17 protein-coding genes are annotated in these 21,098 nt (G+C 60.0%); all 17 read right to left on the bottom strand.

Annotated features, from left to right (window positions below):
* Positions 1 to 6: 6 nt before the first annotated feature.
* The gene (locus ACSQ24_RS01990) at positions 7 to 1,020 is read right to left on the bottom strand and encodes a glycosyltransferase family 2 protein (RefSeq protein WP_436093065.1); all 1,014 of its coding nucleotides are present in this window, start codon (positions 1,018 to 1,020) and stop codon (positions 7 to 9) included.
* A 55-nt stretch (positions 1,021 to 1,075) separates the two neighbouring features.
* The gene (locus ACSQ24_RS01985; RefSeq protein WP_436093064.1) at positions 1,076 to 2,011 is read right to left on the bottom strand and encodes a hypothetical protein; all 936 of its coding nucleotides are present in this window, start codon (positions 2,009 to 2,011) and stop codon (positions 1,076 to 1,078) included.
* Positions 2,008 to 3,447 carry a class I SAM-dependent methyltransferase gene (locus ACSQ24_RS01980; protein WP_436093063.1) on the bottom strand — a complete coding sequence of 480 codons (1,440 nt, stop codon included), beginning with the start codon at positions 3,445 to 3,447 and terminating at the stop codon, positions 2,008 to 2,010. The genes ACSQ24_RS01985 and ACSQ24_RS01980 overlap by 4 nt, the downstream gene beginning before the upstream one ends.
* A 24-nt stretch (positions 3,448 to 3,471) precedes the next feature.
* Entirely contained in the window at positions 3,472 to 4,578 is a 1,107-nt protein-coding gene (locus ACSQ24_RS01975; RefSeq protein ID WP_436093062.1) for a methyltransferase domain-containing protein, read from the bottom strand.
* The gene (locus tag ACSQ24_RS01970) at positions 4,575 to 8,348 is read right to left on the bottom strand and encodes a glycosyltransferase (RefSeq protein WP_436093061.1); all 3,774 of its coding nucleotides are present in this window, start codon (positions 8,346 to 8,348) and stop codon (positions 4,575 to 4,577) included. Before ACSQ24_RS01970 ends, ACSQ24_RS01975 begins: the two co-directional genes overlap by 4 nt.
* Positions 8,341 to 9,609, bottom strand: a complete 1,269-nt coding sequence (locus ACSQ24_RS01965) for an FkbM family methyltransferase (protein WP_436093060.1) — start codon at positions 9,607 to 9,609, stop codon at positions 8,341 to 8,343. The genes ACSQ24_RS01970 and ACSQ24_RS01965 overlap by 8 nt, the downstream gene beginning before the upstream one ends.
* Before the next feature lie 3 nt (positions 9,610 to 9,612).
* Entirely contained in the window at positions 9,613 to 10,473 is an 861-nt protein-coding gene (locus ACSQ24_RS01960; protein WP_436093059.1) for an FkbM family methyltransferase, read from the bottom strand.
* Between the two features lie 4 nt (positions 10,474 to 10,477).
* Positions 10,478 to 11,716 (bottom strand): ABC transporter ATP-binding protein, encoded by a 1,239-nt coding sequence (locus tag ACSQ24_RS01955; protein WP_436093058.1) that lies wholly within the window; start codon positions 11,714 to 11,716, stop codon positions 10,478 to 10,480.
* Positions 11,713 to 12,498 carry an ABC transporter permease gene (locus tag ACSQ24_RS01950; RefSeq protein ID WP_436093057.1) on the bottom strand — a complete coding sequence of 262 codons (786 nt, stop codon included), beginning with the start codon at positions 12,496 to 12,498 and terminating at the stop codon, positions 11,713 to 11,715. The genes ACSQ24_RS01955 and ACSQ24_RS01950 overlap by 4 nt, the downstream gene beginning before the upstream one ends.
* A 312-nt stretch (positions 12,499 to 12,810) precedes the next feature.
* Positions 12,811 to 13,023, bottom strand: coding sequence for a hypothetical protein (locus ACSQ24_RS01945; RefSeq protein ID WP_436093056.1), 213 nt, complete (start codon positions 13,021 to 13,023; stop codon positions 12,811 to 12,813).
* Positions 13,024 to 13,057: 34 nt separating this feature from the next.
* Positions 13,058 to 14,299 carry a class I SAM-dependent methyltransferase gene (locus ACSQ24_RS01940; protein WP_436093055.1) on the bottom strand — a complete coding sequence of 414 codons (1,242 nt, stop codon included), beginning with the start codon at positions 14,297 to 14,299 and terminating at the stop codon, positions 13,058 to 13,060.
* A gap of 112 nt (positions 14,300 to 14,411) precedes the next feature.
* On the bottom strand, positions 14,412 to 15,476 hold the full coding sequence (locus ACSQ24_RS01935; RefSeq protein WP_436093054.1) for a GDP-mannose 4,6-dehydratase: 1,065 nt from the start codon (positions 15,474 to 15,476) through the stop codon (positions 14,412 to 14,414).
* Complete coding sequence (gmd, locus tag ACSQ24_RS01930; RefSeq protein ID WP_436093053.1) at positions 15,389 to 16,378, bottom strand: GDP-mannose 4,6-dehydratase; 990 nt, start codon at positions 16,376 to 16,378, stop codon at positions 15,389 to 15,391. The genes ACSQ24_RS01935 and gmd overlap by 88 nt, the downstream gene beginning before the upstream one ends.
* A gap of 1,101 nt (positions 16,379 to 17,479) precedes the next feature.
* Entirely contained in the window at positions 17,480 to 18,895 is a 1,416-nt protein-coding gene (locus ACSQ24_RS01925; protein WP_436093052.1) for a mannose-1-phosphate guanylyltransferase/mannose-6-phosphate isomerase, read from the bottom strand.
* A complete protein-coding gene (locus tag ACSQ24_RS01920) occupies positions 18,888 to 20,039 on the bottom strand; it encodes a glycosyltransferase family 4 protein (protein WP_436093051.1) in 1,152 nt (383 codons plus the stop codon). Before ACSQ24_RS01920 ends, ACSQ24_RS01925 begins: the two co-directional genes overlap by 8 nt.
* Before the next feature lie 275 nt (positions 20,040 to 20,314).
* The gene (locus ACSQ24_RS01915) at positions 20,315 to 20,716 is read right to left on the bottom strand and encodes a transposase (RefSeq protein ID WP_436097807.1); all 402 of its coding nucleotides are present in this window, start codon (positions 20,714 to 20,716) and stop codon (positions 20,315 to 20,317) included.
* Complete coding sequence (locus ACSQ24_RS01910; RefSeq protein WP_436093050.1) at positions 20,707 to 21,096, bottom strand: transposase; 390 nt, start codon at positions 21,094 to 21,096, stop codon at positions 20,707 to 20,709. The genes ACSQ24_RS01915 and ACSQ24_RS01910 overlap by 10 nt, the downstream gene beginning before the upstream one ends.
* Between the last annotated feature and the right edge of the window lie 2 nt (positions 21,097 to 21,098).

Genomic DNA, 21,098 nt, shown 5'->3' with positions numbered 1-21,098 from the left:
ACACTATTATTTAAAGTTAATACGCTCTCGCTCAATGACAAGAGGCTTTTTCCGCACTTGATTGTATATCGCAACGATATATTCGCCGATCACACCCAAGAAAAAAAGTTGTACGCCGCCGAAGAAAAAGAGAGAGATTATGATGGTTGGGATTCCGCCACCCGCGGAAACATGTCCCGTCACGGTGAGGGCTGCGATAAGAAGCGCGTAAAGAACGCTCAGCAGAGAAATGCAAAATCCGCATAACAGGGCGATCCGAACTGGCGCGCCGCTGAAGCTTATGATGCCGTTGAGGCCCTGCTCGAACATGTGGGAAAGTTGATTTCGTGATGTTCCGTGCTTGCGGGCTCTCCAATTGTACTCGATGCCCTTTGAGCGAAAGCCGACATCAAACGTCATGAGGCGCATGAACGGCTGCGCGTCATCGATCTGCCTCATCGCCTCAACGACCTTTCTGTCGACGAGTTGGAAATCCCCAACGTCCGGTGGGTAGTCGACATAAGTCAATCTGCTGAGTAAGCGATAATACCCGCGCCGAGCGGCCTTGATGACGATGCCTTCCTCTCGCGTGGCTCGAATACCGTAAACAACTTCGAAGCCCTGCTCCCACCAACTTACGAATTCCGGAATCAGTTCTGGCGGGTCTTGTAGGTCTGCGGGCATGAAGAGGACTACAGCGTCGCCAGTCGAGGCGAGAACGCCGTTATAAGTGTTCTTAAGAATCCCAAAATTACGTGAGTTGACGATGATCTTGATGCTCGGGTCTCTCGCCGCGATTGCCTTAATAATCCCAAGAGTCTGATCGGTCGAGCAGTTGTCGCAGAATATATGCTCAAGGTCGTAATCCGGGAGCTGCTCCCGGAAAATTCTGCCAAGAGTTTCTATGCATTCCACGATACTCGCTTCTTCGTTAAAGAAAGGAGTTATGACACTAAGCGTTTTCCGCCGAGGTACTGGATTCTGCGAGAGTGGTCCAGCTGCCGCTTCCGGGGTCATTTCATTTTGCATGGCGCTATCCATCGTCATTTCGTGATCGAAAGCTCCCGCTGGAGCGTTACGCTGACATCGCAACAGATCACATTGCTCTGGCGCAGCGCTGTGTGCCGCGCTCGATCAGCTCCCACAAGTCGATCGATGCATGCAGCCAATCGGGCGTATCGGCCGGGCCGAAGAAAGTCGCCTTGCACAATTTCATGAGAACATCGGTGCGGCGGTCAAATTCGCCAAGCGCTGGAGAATTCTGGAAGGGATCGCGCAAGGTCCCGATCAAGCTGGCGGAGGAAGTGGGGCTACCCCCATCGAGACGAAAGATGGACTGGTCCGAGTTGCTGTCGACCACGAGGTTGCATCGGGGCAAGCCGGGCCCCGTGATGCTAGCGGACCAGCATTCCGCATCATCGGAGGACGCCCCAGACAGCTTGCTGTGATCAGCAGCCGTATAGCCAAGCTCCGCCAGGAGACCGATGAGGTGGATTCCGAAGAAGCGCAGTGCGCCACCTCCTTGGCTCCGGCGCCGTTTCCAGTTATCGAGCCCTTTAGCGTAGTGATGGGCCCTGAACCTCCATTCGATGCTCAGGGTCGCCTTGGCATCGGCGTGCTGCAGCCATTCAGCCAGGTGCTTGCTCCAATCCGTAAATCTAAAACTATAGCCGACCTCGACCGATTTTCCGCTCTGCATGAGCAGAGCCATCAGTTGTCTGGCCTGAACAGGATCCGGAGCAACTGGCTTTTCGAGCAAGACGCGCTCCAGATTCGTCATGCCTACGATGTACTTGATCGCCTCGGCCTGATCCACGGGCCGACGCGCGATGATCAGCGCTGTCGACTCTCTAAGCATTTGCTCGTCGCTCTCTACCCAGTCAATCCGGGATGCGAGATCACGCACATCCCTGCGTTCAAGCAGAATACTCTGGTAGCGACGCGGTAGAACGACATGCAGTCCCAGGCCGACCGTGAGCGCGGGCAAGTATCCATACAAGCCGAAACCACCGCCCAGGATGCCAATCTTCACGGCGCGTCCTCAAAGTTCGACGGAGCAATGATGTCGATCAGTTCACCCTGATAGCCTCTGCCCGACATGTAGGCGCGAATCTCATCGGCAATGTGCCACGCCAGATTCAAGACCGGACCTTTTTCCACGGCGGGATCGAAGGCGTCGTCCGAGAGAATAGGAATGCGGGTTCCCGGCACGTAGTGACCAATCTTGCCGGATGCGGGCTTCTCGTAGACTGCCGCAAGAATCGATTCATCCAGGCCCAAGAGCTTAACCGGGATGGCGGACCGTCCCGGAAAGGCCTTCGCGGAGAGCTTCCCACCGCGCGCGAAGGCTGCGTTGAGTTCCGCGCGCTTCTTGCGCTTCCATATCTCGATCTCGCGGGCCATATCTTTCAGCTGGGCGCCGAACGACAGCTCCCGCCCGCCGACCTCCCCCGATGCATCATGCCCGTTGCCGGTCGCTTCGGGCTTCAACGTCACGCGAATATTGCCGCCGTAACGCTGCGGGAACACAACCTTTGCAACGCGCCTCTTCAGCGATGTGGCGATGAATGTGAATGATGTATAGCTGTAGGTTCTCGGATGCTCGTGGTAGAATGTATCAAATTGCTTACGGGCGATAATTGATCCCAGATAGTGATTCTCGATGATGATGACGGTCTGATCGTTGGACAAGATCAGGAGCGATCTGATCACAGCTTCCAGATCTTCGATGTGGGCAAAGACGTTTGTGAAGGTGATGATGTCGGGGTGCCCAAATCTCTGAACGAACTCGCGTGCGACGGTTTCTGTCAGGAAATCCTTCATAACGCCATGCCCGCGTTCCGCGGCATCGTCGGCTGCGCCAGTCGGCTCGATTCCAAATGTAGCGCTCGCTCCGGCATCCTTGATGATCGACAGAAGGCTTCCATCGTTGCAGCCGATGTCGAGAACTTTTTTTCCCTCCAGCGGCCCATTGTCGTCGATGCAAGCTTGCACGAGCTGCTTCATCCCGTTGAGCACGTCGACGGTGTGCCGTGAGCGGTAGTGATAAGAGGGGGGAAAAAGCTCGTCCTTCGGTATCTGGAAACGTTGATGCGCGGTCACGCAACGGTGACAGAAGAGAATCTCGATCGGATATTCCTTGCAGCGTCGATCATCCCCAACGGGAACGAGATCATCGCACATCGGATGGGCGCCGAGATCCAGAACCGGTTCGAGTTGGTTATTTCCGCAGACTTCGCAGCGAAAAATTCGGTTCAGCGCCCCAGCCATATCCAGCTTCCCTTTCATTCGGCATTCGAAACCGGATGCCGTCATTCTGTTCGCGATGAGGGTCGGCCGCGACTGCCGGTCCCTCAGTAGTGCGGACGCTTTCGCGTGGTCAATGGCGGCGCGGAGTTCAAGAGGTTGTGGACGTCTGTCGATCGCGACGTCGACAAGGCGGTTTGCGCTTCGCTGCTGATGGCGCAATGCATCCCCGAGGCCGGTTCAGGTTCAGCGGTCGATGAAACGGGTCGGGACGTCGCATCGAATTGTGGCGCCGCCATGGGAAAAGCACCGCGCTTGAATGCCGAACTCCAGCTCGCTCAAGGAGAAATCAAGCGAGACCAGGCCATTGACTGCAGCGATGTCATTGGCGCTGAAGAACTTGACGCTCAACTCACGCCCCTTATCGCCCACCACATCGCAGCGAATGATGATCGCGTCCGGGTTGTCCGCGGCTTCCACTTCGATGCGCCATTCGGCGGTGTACTCGCCCTTCCTCAAAGGCATGTACGGTCCAAATGACATGGGGCCGCTCTGTTCCGGCCCCACCGTCACCACTGAACGTTCGCCGACCTGCGATCGCTCTCCAACGCCGACGACGAAGCGCCGCTGACGTTCCGGCCAAGCGTGAGCGAAGATCTCGTTCACCGCACTAGCGAGTGCCTCGGGTTGGGGCGTACCGGATCGGCGAGCCACGAGCCACCACAGGAACGAGTCATCGGGATGTCTTTCGGCTTCGAGTACGCGCTCGGGCAGCGACCACTCCGGATCGACGGCAAGCGGGTCGAACGGGAGCGCGCGGCCGGAACGTGGATCACGGCACAGCCACATGCCCAGCACGCGGTCGACCTCGAACCCTGCGAGTTCCGCGAGACGACGCGCCTCGGATGGGGTGAATTCGACCATATGCTCTGGGTGGCTCCAACCGAGCGCCGAGGTGATCAGCCGATTGGGACTATCGACGACAAGCCAACCGCCAGGTTCCAGTACCCGTGCGCTCTCCAGGAAAAATCCGATCACCTCCTCCGGCCAGAGATGCTCGAGATTCTGGCCGGAAAAGACCAGCTCACAACTCGCGTCCGCCACGGCGTTCATGTCACCGACAGTGTTCTCGATCCACTCGACGTTTCCCGGCAGATCTGTCGGCTTGGGTGTATAATACTCGAGGCCGATATGGCGTCCGGTAAACCCCGTCTGCTTGGTGATCCAGTCGAAATACCAAATCCCTGCGCATCCGGCGCTGAGCATGGAGCCTGATATCGCGGGAAGGCGACGAAGATGCGCCGATCGCAAATCGTGCAGCAAATGATTGATGTCTTTGATCGGCGCGCTCATCTGGTCTTCTCCCAATACCAGCTATGACTTCTCAGGAGGTCGAACAGCGTGTTCGCGCTTTCGCTCCAGCTCAGACGCCGCATGCCGGAGGACGAGGGACTCAAGCCCTTCGCGCTCTTGGTCTGCCAGTCCGCGATTACGGCAGCAACTTTGTCGGGAGTGTCGATATCGACATACGTCGCGTGATGACCTGCGATCTCGCGAAAGACTGGAATGTCCGAGCAAATGATGGGCAGCCCGTAATGCGCGGCCTCGACGAGCGGCAGGCCAAAACCTTCTCCCTTGCTCAGGAACAGAAGAGCCTGCGCGTTCTGGTATAGGTGCGCAATTCCGGCGTCGCTCGAGCTCTCGCACAGAAAGAGCTTCTTATTGAGTTGCGGATGGTTCCGGAGACGTTCGACCAGATCGTCGACGAGCCATCCCACCTTGCCTGCGATGACGAGCGACAGATCGCAGCCTTCGCGCCACAACTGTTCGAAGGCGGTCAGGGCCAGTGCGTAGTTCTTTCGCGGCTCGATCGTGCCGACCATTAAAGCGTAAGGCTGCCGAATGTCGCGTATCGCGGGCTCGACGGACTGATCGAGCAATCGCGGGAAGGACGATCCGAGGTGCCAATAGCCGACGCGCAGTCCGGGGCGGCCTAGATCATGTGTGGTTATGTGGCGAATCAATTCGTCCGCGGCCGATCGCGAGATGCAGACCAGATTGTCGCTGGCGCCGATCGCATTGTGCAGCCAAGCCTGAAACCATTCCTTTCCGCCCTGCACAACATCGCTCTCAGGGAGGAGCAAAGGCAAAAGGTCATAAACAGCAGTCGTGATCGGTACATTCGCAGTACGGGCGCGTGTGAAAATCTCGCCGAACTGGCCGTATTCCGCCCAGGACGAGTCCAGCATGAGCAGATGATCACCCGGTCTGAAATCCACGGCGACCTGCTGCCCGGCAGACTCGAAGGGCAGCAGCAGTCCACGCGCAGCCAACCACTTGCCGGCCTGTACGAGATCGTTGCCCTGCCGCTCGACCGCTATCGCTTCAAAATTCGGGCGAGTGCTGCAGTATGCGACTTTGACGGTCTCGCGCATGACGCGAGGAATGCCCGTCGCGTGATCGTTCTTTGCGATGTGGCTTGCATCGATGACGAGACGGGCGCGCGAGAAGTGAGGGATGCGGCGCGCATCGACAAACTCCGTCGCGAGTGTCGCGGCGGCGGCCGGGTCGGGGCAGCCCGCCAGGTGCGGGACCAGATTGTCGGCCGCGCCTTGGGCGTGCGCGGCTGCATCGCGCTCGACGAATTCCCGGATAGCGACTGCATATTGTTCGGCGCAGAGCCGCGGGTCATGATGCTCGCGCACATAGCTTAGGCCGCGCTTCCCCTGAGCAGCCAATGCTCCGACGGTCTCCTTCATATCCAACAGTTTTTTTGCAATCTCACTGGCCGTCGGATCTGCTGGAAGCTTGGCGACGACGTCATCGGGATAGTCGCGATAGCTCGCTTCGTCGTTGACAACGACGGGAACGCCGTAGGCGAGACAGTCGAGCACGCCCTTGGGAGTTCCTCCGCGGCTCTTTGTCCGCAACTGCACCGCTATATCGGTCACGCGCAGATATTTCGCGTAATCAGCTTCCGAAAGAAAGCCTGTAATGCTGATCCGGTCTTCCAGTTTCGACTTTTTGATCCGCTCGTTCAGCGCTTTCCCGAAATCGTCCTTTGCGAGCTCACCGGCAAAGACCAGGCGGCAGTTTTTGTCCGCAGCCAACGGCGAATTCAAGAAAGCTTCCAGCAGGCGATCGCCGCATTTGGTCCACGCGATATGGCCGAAGGTGGCGATGAGGAAGTCATCCGCACCCAGACCCAGCTCGGCCCGGCCCTTGTCCCGCCGCTCCGCAGACCATTCCTCCACGCCAGCGACCATCTGAGGGATAATGCGATAAGGCCCGGGCCAGCCTTCCGGATAGAACTGACGGGCCACCTCCAGATTGAAGGAGGAGTGAGAAATCAACCCGATCGCCCGGTTCAGGACGCTCTTGGTGCACGGCAGTTCCACCATTGCGGTACCGTATGCGTCTGGGTGGGCCGCGCACGGAGCCATCAGACTGCGAGCTTGGCCAGCATGAGAGGCTAGCATTTCGCTGACGTAGCGGTTCTCCTCGCCGAGATTGAACTGCAAATACCCGAACAGGCCGCTCAGATAGGCATCGTGCAGTCCGACAATTCCGGGAAACTGCTCGAGCAGGGCCAGCATGTGGGCATGGAACTCTGAGTTCCCGAATTCGTAGAGGATCGCATCATACGATTTCGCGTTGGCCGCAAACCCTGAGGCAGCGTAGATCCTGAAGGCGGCGTTGAGTTCGGCGTCCTCAACCTTGTCTTGGATCACGTAAAGATCGATGTCGAAATGCTCGGCGAGAAACGGCAGAAAACGCGCATTATAATCCGCGATCCCGGATCTCGCGGGCGGCAATGGCGTTAACATCGCGAGACGTGGCCGCTTGAGCCAACCCGAGGACGCGCACCTTGCTCCGTCCGCCCGCTTTCGGGCGAGGGCCTCGTCAAACGCCTCGAGGGCAATTGCTGCCGAGGAGCGCCAGTTAAACTGCTGCGATCGTTCGATGCCGTATTGCCTCAGACCATCCCGGAAATCCGCATTGTCGAGAACCCGCCGCATGGCCTTGGCGATGTCATCAGGCTTGCTCGCGTCAAACATTGCGTCGGGGCGGCTGATGATTTCCCTGATGCTCGAATTGTCGCTACCGATTACCGGTGCGCCGCAAGCCATCGCCTCGATGACGGGCAGTCCCAGCCCTTCGTAGAGCGAGGGAAAGACGAAAGCGTCGCAACTCCCATAGAGCGCGACCAGATCGTCCTCCGGCACGTACCCAACGAAAATGATGTCGTCCGCAGACAAGCCGAGCGTTCTTGCCGCAGCCTCGAAAAAGGTCCTACGATGCGGCTCGAGAGCGCACACCACGATGAGTTGTGTTCGTGATCTGACCCCGGGGGGCAGGCTTGCGTAGCCCTCAATCGCTCCTTGGAGGTTCTTCCGATAATCGTCGCCGCCAGTATAGAGGACGAACTGCTGCCGATTGATCTGGTAGCGGGCCTTCACTTGCGCGCGGGCGGCCTCCCGGTCTGTCGGCGGCATGAAGTGCTCACCGATGCCACCATGGATAGTGACGATCCTCGCGGGATCCAGGCCGAGCAGATTTATGGCGTCCTGGCGGCTCGCCTCGGAGATCGATAGCAGGAGGTCGGCCTGACGTAGCAATTGGACGCGATGGTAGTACCAAGCCTGGAAGCGCCTATCGCGAAAGTAGTGCTCCTTGAAGCGTATCGGAATGAGATCATACAGTGTTGCCGAGAAGACCTGTCCCGCTGGGCGCGTCTTCGCGTTCGGAATCGCGACGCGATCACTGTAACCCTCGAAAATATGGGAGACGTGGATCAGATCGGGCCGCACCGCGGCTGCTGCCGAAGCGTATAGCGCTGCGTCCAGCGAATCCTGCTGGCCGCCCTCAAAGTCGCGCGGCACTCCCCATTCTGGAAGCCGTGGCGGCCGGAGCATGCGCTCCTCGGGTACATTCTCCCAGCGCACCGGGTGCGGGAGGTCGTCTGAGGCAAGACCGAATATGTCGCGGGGTGCCGCCGTCCTCGCCAATTCCATGAATAGCGACTTGGAATAACGCCCCACGCCCCTGCTCGCAGAGCCAGGGGTCTGGCAACCTTGCAGGTCGACGAGAATACGAAGCGAGCGGATATCGGATTCACGCATCGATACGCTTATCCAGTTTCCAACGCCCGACGCCCGACAACATGGCCTGCAAGGTCTCGGGAGTATCCTGTCCGGTGTCGCCGGACGTCAGTGGTCTCGCCGATGTCGCAAGCCTCGAAGATGATTGGCTGTGAAGCGGCTTCCTGAACATTTCGAAGAGGCTGCGCGCCAGCCGGTTCGTGGCCAGGCGATAAAAGAGCCCCGGGAATCTGCGTCTGAAATAACGTGCGGTCCGGTGAACGACGATTGATGGTGTCCGAAGGAGCATCGGCAGGATCGCATGATGCCCGCGGGCGAGCATCCGCAGCGGAGCAGTGACCCGCCACGATGTCGACTTATAAAGGGTTTCGATCTGCCGCTGCCTGGCTTCGACCTGCTGGCGCCACCATTCCGCCTGAGCCTCGTTCTGCGCGTGCAGGCGCCGACGCTCTGCATCGCTTTGCCTAACCGTTTCAGCAATCCGCTTGCGCTCCAGTCTGAGTGTCTCCTCGATTGCCGCCTTCTGCTCCGAAAGCTGCTTCTGCTCGGCAAGGAGTGCCTGATTTTTTTGAGATAGATTGTTCGCGAACGGCGAAGAGGCGTCGCCGCTGAGGCTGAAGCCGTCAAATAGATTCGGTGGTCTGTCGAAATGTTTCAGGAGGTCCTTGCGTCGGTGGCTGACATAAAATTTGTTTACGCCGTCAAAGTACGCAAATTCATATCCCATTGAGAAAATCTTTTCTTCCCACGCATTGCTGTTAACCTCGTGGGTGAGTGGGTCGACGCTTTCGACGACAATGATCCAAGGGCGAACCGTGGATTTTTGCCAAGAGGCGAGAACAGCAGCCTCGCTTCCTTCCGTGTCGATCTTGAGCCAATGGATCTCGCGATCCTTGTGCATATCGAGCAACTCGTCGAGTGTGATGTTGTCGACATCCCTTTTTTCGATCTTGAAGTTGTTGCCGGCGTGCTGCCGTGCGAGTTCGGCGACTGTCGTGCTTAGACCAGTCCCTTCGATCTGATAGATGACCGACTGGTCCGTCGCCGGCCCCACGATCGCCTGCAGGACCGGATCGCCTTCGCGCTCCTCCCTCAGCCGTTGCGCATAGTCGGCTGTCGGCTCGACATGGACACCGCGCCAGCCGAGATCATGGAACGCCTTGCTGACGGAATCGGAAACCGGATCCTGCGCGCCGATATCGATATAGAAGCCGCTCTCCACTCCCTTTAGAGCGCGCCAAAGCATGACGTCTTCGAAATTCTGGGCATACGAAACGAACATGCATCAAGGCTCCGGAAAAAGAGACCGGGCGGCCTCGTTTCGGCTGATCGCCGGAAGGACTAGTCTCGTATCTTGTGGGAAGAAACTGGCCGCAATCAATCCATCGCCGCTGAAGGACTGCTGGATGTCATGCTCGCAGAGCACATGCCCACCCAGCCGCTTGATCGCTGCCAGGCAATCCTGATGGGTCGTCGCCGAGCCGGAAATCGCGCGATGATGCGTCGAGACCATCAAGAATCGGATCCGCCCTTCGGAAGCGGCCTGTTCCATTGATTCGATGAATTGAAGCTCGGCGCCCTGAACGTCGATATGCAGGAACTCGACGGTCCGTCCATTAGCGAGCTCGGCAACAGCAGGCATGTTCAGCATCGGCAGAGCCCGCATTTGCTGCGTGGTCTCGCACATGAACTCAATTTCCGGAAGGGCCTGGCCGCCGGCCCACGCTTCGGTGAACGCGATCCGATCGGAAAAGCCATTCAAGCGTGCGTTGGTTTTCCCGGTCTCGATATGAACCGGATCAGGCTCGACGCAAATGGCGTCGGCGCCTGGGATCTCCTTGAGGTACCACAATGTGTAATAGGCCCAGAAGGCGCCAAGTTCGACGAACAGCGAATTATGCCGTGCATATCGAAGCAAGGCATGGAACACGAGCTCTTCCTGCGGCTCATGGTGCCCCGCAAGACCGCGGATGATGTGGGCCATCCAATCGCCGTGATAGCCGCCTGCAATCATCTTGAGGCCATTGTGCATGATCTGCACTGCGTCGTCTCCGACTTGGACGATATGGCCAGCGTCGGGAACCTTCGGGACGACGTCGCAATCGCGACATTGGATCGTCATAATCGAGCGTGACAGATTGTCCACAGCACTATCCTCGTACAACTTTCAATTGCGTGCCCAGATTATTCGTTCCGATGAACAATGGCTTATCCACATTGATGACATCAAAAACAATCGCGTTGTCTATCCATTCATAGTTCTTGTTGGTGTGCGTGTCGTCTGCGGTAAAAGCAAAAGATAACCCGTATGAGCCGGGTCCGAGATTGCAGGTGAAACGCCACTCGAACGTCAGCTTTTCGCCAGCGAGAATACCTTCCTCTACTTGTCCGGTATGGAATGTGTTCGTTCCCCATACCACATGGCCCGCACGGTCCCTCAGCATGAGCCCGACGACGAAACGGGACACATCGGCGGTCGCAGTTGCTGCTATGCGGACGATCAGATCCTGCCCGACGGTCGCAGTCGAGATGGCGTCGTCGTTGTCGGCATCATTCAGACTTACGGTATCTGCGAGGATTTCTCTCGTTCCGGATCGTGTGCGAAGCCAGCCGCTCTCCTGACGGCTCTGCTCAATCGCCGTCTTTGCGTTTTCCTTCTCCGCGATCAGGGCGTTGTAATAATCGACAACCTCGTCGGAAGGCCCGTCCTTCAGGACAACGCCCTTTTCGAGCAGCATGACGCGGTCACACAGCGTGCGCACGTCAGCCATTCCATGTGTCACGAAGAGAATGGCGCAGCCATCCTCTTTGAACCGGCGAATGCGATCGAAGCTCTTGTGCTGGAAGTAGCTGTCCCCAACGGACAGGATTTCGTCCACGATCAGGATGTCAGGGCGGACTGCCGTGGCTACGGAGAAGGCCAGGCGAGCCTGCATCCCGCTGGAATAGGTTCGTAGCGGTTGCTCGAAGAAGTCCCCTAGCTCAGAGAAATCGAGGATTTCCTGGATCATGGCATCGATCTGGGCAACCGAATAGCCCATCAAACCGCCCGCAAGATAAGTATTCTGGCGCCCTGAAAATTCCGGGTTGAAACCGAGCCCGAGTTCAAGAAGCGCGTTGATGCGTCCATGTGATCCGACAGCTCCCTTGGTCGGGCGAACTGTGCCCGTGATCAACTTGAGCAATGTGCTCTTGCCCGCGCCATTCTGGCCGATGATGGCGACAGCCTCGCCGGCACGTAATTCCAGCGACACGTCGCGAACAGCCCAGAACTCGGCGACGGGCTTCACTGCTGCGTCGAACCAGCTCAGCACCCGTGCCCAGAGCGAAGAATAGGTCGCATAGCGCTTCGAAACGGATTGTACGGATAGGACGATGTCGGATGTCATAGGACGTCGACCAATTCAGGGCTGGCCCGGCGGAACAGGAAAAATGCTCCGGGCAGCAGGACCAGCATAATTGCGAGAGGCAGGAGCAGCGTGGAAAGCTCCGGCCATTGATACTGCAGCAGCGCCCGTTGATAGATTGCGACAAGAGAGACTAGCGGATTCAGGGCCGTGATCCAGCCGAAGCCTTGCGGCAGTGTCCCCGGAGGGTACGCGATCGGCGTAAGCCAGAACCAGATCTGCAGGAGGATGCCGACAATCTGTTGAACGTCTCGAGAGAAGACATTGAAGATGCCGACGATCAGGCCGATGCTGAACGCTAGGCCCGCGATCAGGACCATGCCCAGCGGCAACACCAGCCACGCCCACCCTGGTGGATGCCCCAGGATGGCGAAAATGACCATGCTGGCAAGCAGGACCATGCAGTGGTTCACCAGCGAACTGCCGAGCACGATCAACGGCAGGCACAATCTTGGGAACGCGATCTTCTTCATGACCGAAGCGTTGTCCGTGAAGATGGTCAGGCTCCGGTTCATGATCTCCAGGAAGAAGCCCCACGCCGCCATTCCGGACAGGACGTAGATCGCATAGTCGGCCTTGCTTCCGGTCTGTGAAAGGCGCGCGCCCAACACCTCGGACAGCACCACCGAGAAGATGATCGCCTGCGCGAGGGGTTGGAGGATAAACCAAAAACCTCCGAGATAGGATCTCGCGAAGCGCGATTTCAGTTCTCCATGCACCGAAGCGATGATGAAGAACCGAAACTGCCATAGCGTTTGAAGCATGAGCGAGCCTTCTTCGGAATACGCGTTTGATCGCTGTCAGCCGCGTTTTGACACTGATATGCGCGCAATGGCCAGGATGTCTTTCAGGATTTCATTGAATTCAAAGCGCGGTCGCCCTCCGATGTCCCGCTCGGCGCGTGAAGAACCGTCGATGAAGCATGGCATGTCAGCAGGACGCATCCGAGCCTCATCGCGCTGTGTTGTGATCGCCAGTCGCTCATCGAGACGAGGCTTGCCAGGATATCGGTGAGGTGCCGCGGGTTACCTCGGAGGCGGATGTTGCAGGCTTCAATTCGGCGGCTCGTGAGACCGTCAGGGCGCGGGCGTGGCTGACATCGCGGGCGTCGAGAAAATCGCGCTCGGTATCCGATCGGCCGTACCAATCCGGCCGAAGCGGAAATCTACGACGTCCACCGAAGCGCCGCGACGTATCAAGCCGTGGACTTCGCGGCCTTTCTCGACGAGCCGAACTAACAAATAAGCGCCATCCTGACTCGTCACGTTCATTATCGATGCGCGCTTCATCAACCGTTCTCGGAGTTTCGACGCTCGATTTTATTTAAATGATCTCAATTTCCGGAAGTGGGAAAATTAGCTTTCCGCCCTTGTCCAGATATTGCTGCTCGCGCCGCAGGATGTTTTCCTTGAAGTGCCATGGGAGCACCAGCATGTAATCGGGGTTCATCGCCTTCGCATCGGCCTCTGATACGATCGGAATGTTGGTTCCAGGGGTGAAACGGCCGAATTTTTCGGGATTTACCTCTGCGATGGCGGAGAGTTGCTTTTCGGTGATGCCGCAGAACTGCAGCAGGACGTTGCCTTTCGTCGAGGCACCGTAGCCGACGATCTTCTTGCCATCCGCCACGAGCGCGTCGAGGAGACGGGTCAAATCCTCACGGTGCCGGAACACGCGCTCCTTGAAGTCCTGGTAGGGCTTGATGGTCGTCAGCCCCATGCGGTCTTCTTGCTCGAGCAGCCAGTCGATGACGGGCTTGTTGACCGCGACCGAACTCGCGGCCTTGGCAGCCGTCACCGCAAAGCTGCCGCCGTTGACCGCATTCATCTGCACGTCGACGATCTTCATCCCGGCGGCCTTGACGATCCTGTCGACGCAGAGCATCGAGTAATACTCGATATGTTCGTGGCAGATCGTATCGTACGAGCAGGTTCGCAGCATCGACGGCAGATAGCTCTGCTCGAAATGCCACAGTCCATCTGGCGCGAGAACCTCCTCGATTTGTCTCGCGAACGCAACGGGATCCTCCAGGTCGTAAAACATCGCAATCGATGTCACGACCTTGGCGCGCTCCTTCGTGACGCTATGGTAGTTTGCCGCACTGAAGAAGTCTGGCACGAGGCGGATATCGGAGGTGTAGTAGGACCGGAATTTCTCGGCCGTCGGATCGATGCCGATCTTGTTGAGGCCCGGCGTCTTGTAGGCCTTGAGAGAGGTCGCGTCGTTCGAGCCGATATCCAGAACGGTATCGCCGGGCTTGACGTCAGCACGCTGCTCGAGATGCTGGATTTTCCTTGTCAGATGGTCGACCATGGATTGGTTGAGGCCAGACCTATAGCCATAATTGTCACCATACATTTCGTCGGCGTCGTATGAATGCGCAAGTTGAACAAGGCCGCTATCGGGACACCAAAGTAATTCCAGCGGTCCGTTCGTGATTTTTTCGTCGCGAGAACGCGGAAAGACGCCGGTCAACCGTTGAAATCCGAGGTCCAGTACTGAAACGAGATTCTGGCTCCCACTGATCCGGCAGCGATCTATTTTCCGATATCCGACGTCAGACATTGTCGCTCTCTCAAACTGAATTAGGCTAGGGCCCTAGTCGAAAATGGTCGTCACTTCAAGCCCAAATGGTCAATCCGGGCCTTTGTGGAACGGTATCCCCGAGCCTGTCGGCTCAAGGACTAGTAACCCGCGCGCGCCAATCGGCCAGCACATCTGAGACCATGCTCTCGAAGCTGCGGAGCGGCGACCATCCGAGCTTCTGCCTCACGAGGCCTGCGTCTCCGATGATGCGCGGAAGGTCGCTCGGCCGCATGCGTGCGGGATCGCTTACGACGTCGATCTTCACGCGACTCAATGCCAGAAGGCTCTCGAGCAAGTCACCGATGCGCTTCGGCACGCCCGACGCGATATTGAAGATCGCGCCAGCCTCGAGCGCTGCGACTTGCCGGGCCGCCAGCGCATAGGCGCGGGTCACGTCGCGGACATCCAGGAAATCGCGCTCGGCATCGAGATTGCCGACCTGGAGCACAGGCGGTGCGAGGCCAGCCTCGATCCTGGCGATCTGCATCGCGAAAGCGGGCAGCACGAAGGCTTCGGTCTGTCCCGGGCCGGAATGGTTGAAGGGACGCAGCCGAACGCATTTGAGTCCGTGATGCGCCATGGCGCCGAGCGCCAGGTCGGCGGCGGCCTTGCTCGCCGCATAGCCATCAACCGGCGCCAGCAGCGTGTCTTCGGCGAGCGGCTCGCCTGATTTGGCGCTGTTGCCATAGACCATGCCTGTCCCGACATGGAGCAACCAGCAGTCCGGCGCATGCGCGAGAGTAGCCTCGGCTAGATTGAGCGCGCTGCCCAGATGCGCGTCCCAAGCCAGGCGCGGGTTCGCATTGACGGCCGACGGTGCGGCTATGCCCGCAAGGTGGATGACGTGCGTTGGCGCGTGGCGCTTGATCGCTTGGATGACCGCCGCGCCATCCAGCACATCGAGCGCTTCGATTGCGCCATAGGCGGGGTGCTGCCCTGCGGTTTTGGACGTCGCGATGATCTGGACATCATGGCCGCAAGCGCTTGTCAGCGCTTGCGGCAGGTGAGAGCCGACGAAGCCAGCCGCACCCGTTATCAAGATCCGCATCGTCATCGGAAAGCGCGATGCTACAGGTGCGTGTGCTGCTTCAGGCGCGTCAGGTCCGCCTCGACCATCTCGGCGACGAGCTGCTCGAGGCTGGTCTCGGCGGCCCAACCCAGCGCATTCTTGGCCTTGGTCGGATTGCCGAGCAGCACCTCGACCTCAGCCGGGCGCATGTAGCGCGGGTCGATCACGACATGGTCTTCCATCTTGAGCCCGACATGGCCGAAGGCCAGGGTGCAGAACTCGCGAACCGATACGGTGCGGCCCGTGGCGACGACGTAGTCGTCCGGCTTGTCCTGCTGCAACATCAGCCACATGGCCTTCACGTAGTCGCGGGCGTGACCCCAATCGCGCTTGGCATCGAGATTGCCGAGCGCGATCTCCTTCTGCAGTCCGAGCTTGATGCGCGCGACCCCGTCGGTGATCTTCCGCGTCACGAACTCGATGCCGCGCAGCGGGGATTCGTGGTTGAACAGGATGCCGCTCGAAGCGTGCAGGCCGAAGCTCTCGCGATAGTTCACCGTCATCCAATGTGCGTAGAGCTTGGCCACGGCATAGGGTGAGCGCGGGTAGAACGGCGTTTTCTCCGACTGCACCGGCTCCTGGATGAGGCCGTACATTTCCGACGACGACGCCTGGTAGAACCGCGCTTCCGGGCAAACGAGGCGCGTCGCCTCGAGCATGTTGCCGGCGCCAAGACCCGTGACGGTGCCGGTCAGCAGCGGCTGCTGCCAGGACGACTTGACGAAGGACTGCGCCGCCAGGTTGTAGATTTCAGCCGGGCGCACTTCGGTAAGCGTGCGGACGAGGCCCGACAGATCGGTCAGATTGCCATCGTGCAGAATGACCTTGTCGGCGATGCCGAGCCAGGTCAGGCGGCTGTTCACGACATCGGCCGAGGCGCTGCGGCGCAGCAGGCCATGGACTTCATAGCCCTTCGAAAGCAGGAGCTGGGAGAGGTAGGCGCCATCTTGCCCGGTGACGCCGGTGATAAGCGCTCGTTTTGTTGCCATGTTGCAAATGAGCTCCGCTTGGGCTTGTCCGTATGGAGGTGAGCAGAGCCCCTCTGTCCATGCCTCGCCGCCAATGTCAATGAGCCGATGGCCGCACGGACTTGATCGCGAGTGTAACGCTCGCCAACTTTGAAGGTGGTCACATCGTCCTCGGTGGCTTAGGCAGCTGGCTATTCTAGCATTGCCCGCATTGGCGCGGCAGCTTGAGCACTACCGCCATTGCGAGCCCATGACCGCCCGCATCCGCATTTCCTGCGGTGGCATCGAGAGAATTGCTTCAAACAGCGAGGGTTAGTGGGCGTATGCCGGAGCGAACCTGAGCCACCCGGACCGTTCCTGTAACCGCGGTGTAACCACGGGCTTTCGGAGGCGTTCAGAATTCGACCCCAACCGCCCAGGCCAGAAAAGCAACAAGCGCCGGGAAACCCGACGTTTGTGTGCCTTTCAAGCCTTGAGATTGTCTGGAGCGGGCGAAGGGATTCGAACCCTCTACCCCAACCTTGGCAACCCGATTTGGCCGTTTTCGCCGCAACAAGCGTTTTGACGCAGATCGCGAAAAAGAACTATAAGTCAATAACTTACACTGCCAGCTCAGTTGCTACGGACTCGCTAGAAAAGCCCTTAATTTCCGTCCAACTGCCTCCCCCTGCCTCCCCGCTTATGCTGCACCTGCGTGGGGAAGCAAATCGGCTCGGCTACGCCTTCCGATAGCCTTTCAAGTGGTGGCGACCCCTCGGCCGAGCGCCGCGCGACTCGGGAGGGCATGACCGTGGCACAGGTTTGTGACTGGTATCTGGAAGAGGCGGGAGCCGGACGCCTTCTCGGCCGAAATAGGCGCTCCTTCAAGGCCTCTTCCGTAGCAAGTGATCGCAGTCGCATCGAATAACATATCAAGCCGACTGCACTCCGCACTCGGTTATCTCAGCCCGCAGCAGTTCGAGGATCAACACGCCCGGCTCCCCGGTCAATTGCTCGACGTCACGCTGCCGCCTCAAGGGGCGCACTCCGACGCCCGCAGAGGAGAGGCAATTGCGGTGGCCGGCACCACTCACCGCGCGGGCAGCGGCTGTAGCGGTAAGCCTTGTTGGGCGAGCAACTGCGTCAGGTCCGGTTATAGACGTCCTCGTAGCGGACGATGTCGTCCTCGCCGAGATAGGGGCCGGACTGGACCTCGATCAGCTCGAGCGGGATCTGGCCGGGATTCTCCATGCGGTGCACGGCGCCGAGCGGGATGTAGACCGACTGGTTCTCGCCGATCAGATGCACCTTGTCGTCGACGGTGACACGCGCCGTGCCCGACACGACGACCCAGTGCTCGGCGCGGTGGAAATGGCTCTGCAGCGAGAGCTTGCCGCCCGGCTGCACGGTGATGCGCTTCACCTGATAGCGCGCGCCGCGGTCGATTTGCTCGTAGTCGCCCCAGGGGCGGTAGTTACGCAGGTGCTCGATGGTCTCCTTCCGCCCGGCCGCCGTTAGCTTGGCGACCAGCTTCTTGACGTCCTCCGACTTCGCCTTGTTCACGACGAGCACGGAATCGCGCGTGGTGACGACGACGACGTCGTCCAGGCCCACCACCGCCGTCAGCAGGTGGGGCGAATAGACATAGGAGTTCCGCGAACCCTCGAAGACGGCGTCGCCCTGCGCGGCGTTGCCATCGGCGTCCTTCTCCGCCAGCTCCCAGACGGCCGACCAGGAGCCGATATCCGACCAGGGGAAATCGGAGGGGATCACGGCGGCGAGCTTGGTCCTCTCCATCACCGCATAGTCGACCGAGGTCGCACGCGCCTTGGCGAAGGTGTCCTGGTCGAGCCGCAGGAAATCGAGATCCCGCTTGGCTGCAGCGACCGAGGCGGCGACGTTCTTGTAGAGTTCCGGCTCCAGCCTAGCGAGTTCGTCGAGGAAGAGCCGCGCCGGGAACAGGAAGTTGCCGGAGTTCCAGAGATAGCCCTCGGCCACGTAGCGGGCGGCCGTCTCGGCGTCCGGCTTCTCGACGAAGGCGGCGATCTCATGCGCGCCGGCGTCCCCTTCGAGCCTGGCGCCGGGGCGGATATAGCCATAGCCCGTAGCCGAGCCGGTCGGCCTGACGCCGAAGGTGACGATCCGGCCAGCCGACGCCGCCAGCTGGCCGCGGCGGACATCGGTCATGAAGCGGGTCGTGTCGGGAATGGCATGGTCGGCGGCGAGGACGAGTATGAGCGCGTCCGGATTCTGCGCGGCAACATGGGCTGCAGCCGCCGCGATCGCCGCGCAGCTGTCGCGCCGCATCGGCTCCAGGATGATCTCGCCCTTCGCGCCGAGCGCCCGCATCTGCTCGGCGACGAGGAAGCGATAGTCGTTGCCCGTAACGATCACCGGTGGCGCGAAGCCCGCGCCGGTGACGCGGGCCAGCGTCTCCTGCAGGAGCGAGCGGCCGCCGCCGAAGGCGAAGAGCTGCTTCGGGTAGGTCTCGCGCGATGCGGGCCACAGACGGGATCCGGCGCCGCCGCACAGAACAACCGGGACAATCAGATTAGTCACTCACCAGCCTCGCAAGTTCGCCGACAAATCGTTGCATGGAACGGTCGTTCAGCTGTTTTCCAACTCCAGCGCATAGAACGTCATAGAGTCCAATTTCAAGTGCAATGCGCTCCACGGCGCTCGCCAATGCTTGCGCCGAAGTTTCTGTCGCGACAAGGCCATCGACATTGTGCCTCACCTGCTCGGGAAGGCCTCCAACCGGGGTGGTCACGATCGGAAGACCAGCGCCGAAAGCCGCAGCGATGACGCCGGACTGGCTTGCCTCGACATGCGACACCACCACGAGATCATAGCGGTCGAGCGCCGAGGCAATCTCCTCGTCGGACAGCCAGTGGTTCTCAACCTCCGCACCCAAAGCCGCGAGGCGGGCGGCCTCGGGACCGAGATCCCCCTCTCCGAAGACGCCGGCCTCGACGCTGCAGCCGCGTCCGCGCAGGATTTCCAGCATATCGACGAACAGCGGCAGCCCCTTATAGGGCATGATGCGGCCGAAGAAGAGCAGGCGAAGCGGCTGATCCGCCCGCCGGGGCCTCGGCGGCCGTGGCGGGCGGTAGGAGAGGATGGGGTGGAACAGGCTGACGAGCCGCTGCTCGTCCACCTTATGGGTCGCCCGCAGGCCCTTTGCCACGGATGCGCTGAGCGCGATCACGGTATCGGCCTGGCCGAATGCCAGGTCGGTGATGCCCTTGACCAGCGCGGTCGCATCGCCCGGATGCGCCTCCGCATCATGGGCGATGGCCAGATACCGCGCGCCGGCCTTGCGGACGGAGCGTGCCAGGAGCGACGACCAGACATGCGGCATCAGGTCGATCACCGCCGTCACGCGCCGCTGCGCGATCTCGGCTGCGAGGCGTCGCCCGATCAGCGGGATGCGCCAGGCGGAGAGCAGCGCTCCGGCATGGCCGCTGAAGGTGTCTACTCCGATCAGGGCGGGGCCGAAGTCGGAATAGGATGAGAAATTCTCGTTCTGTTTCGAAATGCAGACGCCGGCCTGCAGGTCCGGCAGCGACAGAGCGGCGCGCATCGCCTCGAAGGTGAAACGGGACATCGCGCCACGCCGCCCCAGATAGAGCAGCAGGAAACGCGCATTCGTCGGCACGGGTGGAAAGGCGCGTAAACCCTGCCGCTTCTCGTTCGCATCCATCTGGCCTGCCCCCGGGGTCCGACTGACTTGCCTGACGTTTCTCATGGTGAAGCGGCCCAGCGGGGGCTGCCTTCGCCGGCCTCTGCCCGGCGATATCGGCGGCTCGATGCCGATGACGCATGCTCGTAGCCGGTTGTTGCCCCGCCGCCAAGCCTCTCCTGTCGGCAGGGCATGGCCTGCAAAGTGATGCCCCTTTGCGATGGGAGGAGGCTCCAACTTATCGATCTGACGCGAAATCGTTCCGTTCGGCCGGAACCGAACGAACGGACTTACGCCTAGGCGGCGTGGACGGATTTGACCAAGTCGAATGCTGCCGCGAGAGCAACGATGGCTGCGAAGTTTCGCCCGATCTTTTCGTCGCGCAGGGCGACCCGCTTGAAGCGTTTGAGCTTGCAGACGGCCTGCTCGATGCGGGCTCGGCCTCGATAGAGGGCTTTTGCGAAGAAGCGGGGCTTGTCCCTTTCGTTCGCCTTGTGCGGAATGACCGGGATGATGCCAAGTGAGTGCGCCGCCTGCCGGTCGGCCTTGCTGGCGTAGCCTTTTGTCGCCAACCGCGGCACGGGGATCGATATCGGGGCCGAGCCCGAGCAGGATCGGGAAATGCGGCGCGTCGCCCTTTCCCCTCCGGTCAGATCGAAGGCGATGGGATGGCCATCGAAATCGGTTTTCAGGTGGATCTTCGTGGAGAAACCGCCGCGGGAACGGCCGAGCGTCTGACCCTTCTGCCCCTTTTGGCGCCAGCCGCCGAGACATGGGCGCGCACGATGGTCGAGTCGAACATCTGCACGAGGTGCGCCGAGGACGACAGCGAGGCGAGGTGATCGAAGAAAGTCTCGAACACGGCCGCCTTGCTCAACCGGTCGAAGCGCTTCCGGACACTGTTCCACTTGCCGAACCGATCCGGCAGCGTCCGCCAAGTGATATTGTGAACTGAAAAATAGTGCAGCGCCTCCGAGAATAGCCGGTCGTCGCGGCCCTTGTCGCCCCGGCGCGGCAGGGACGCACGGAACACCTCCAGCGCCACCGACCAATCCGTCTCCGCCATCTTTGTGGACATCG

Origin of the sequence: Allobosea sp. LjRoot237 (assembly GCF_964253285.1) — a bacterium.
Classification (GTDB): Bacteria; Pseudomonadota; Alphaproteobacteria; order Rhizobiales; family Beijerinckiaceae; genus Allobosea.
This window is presented reverse-complemented; position numbering and strand designations above follow the sequence as displayed.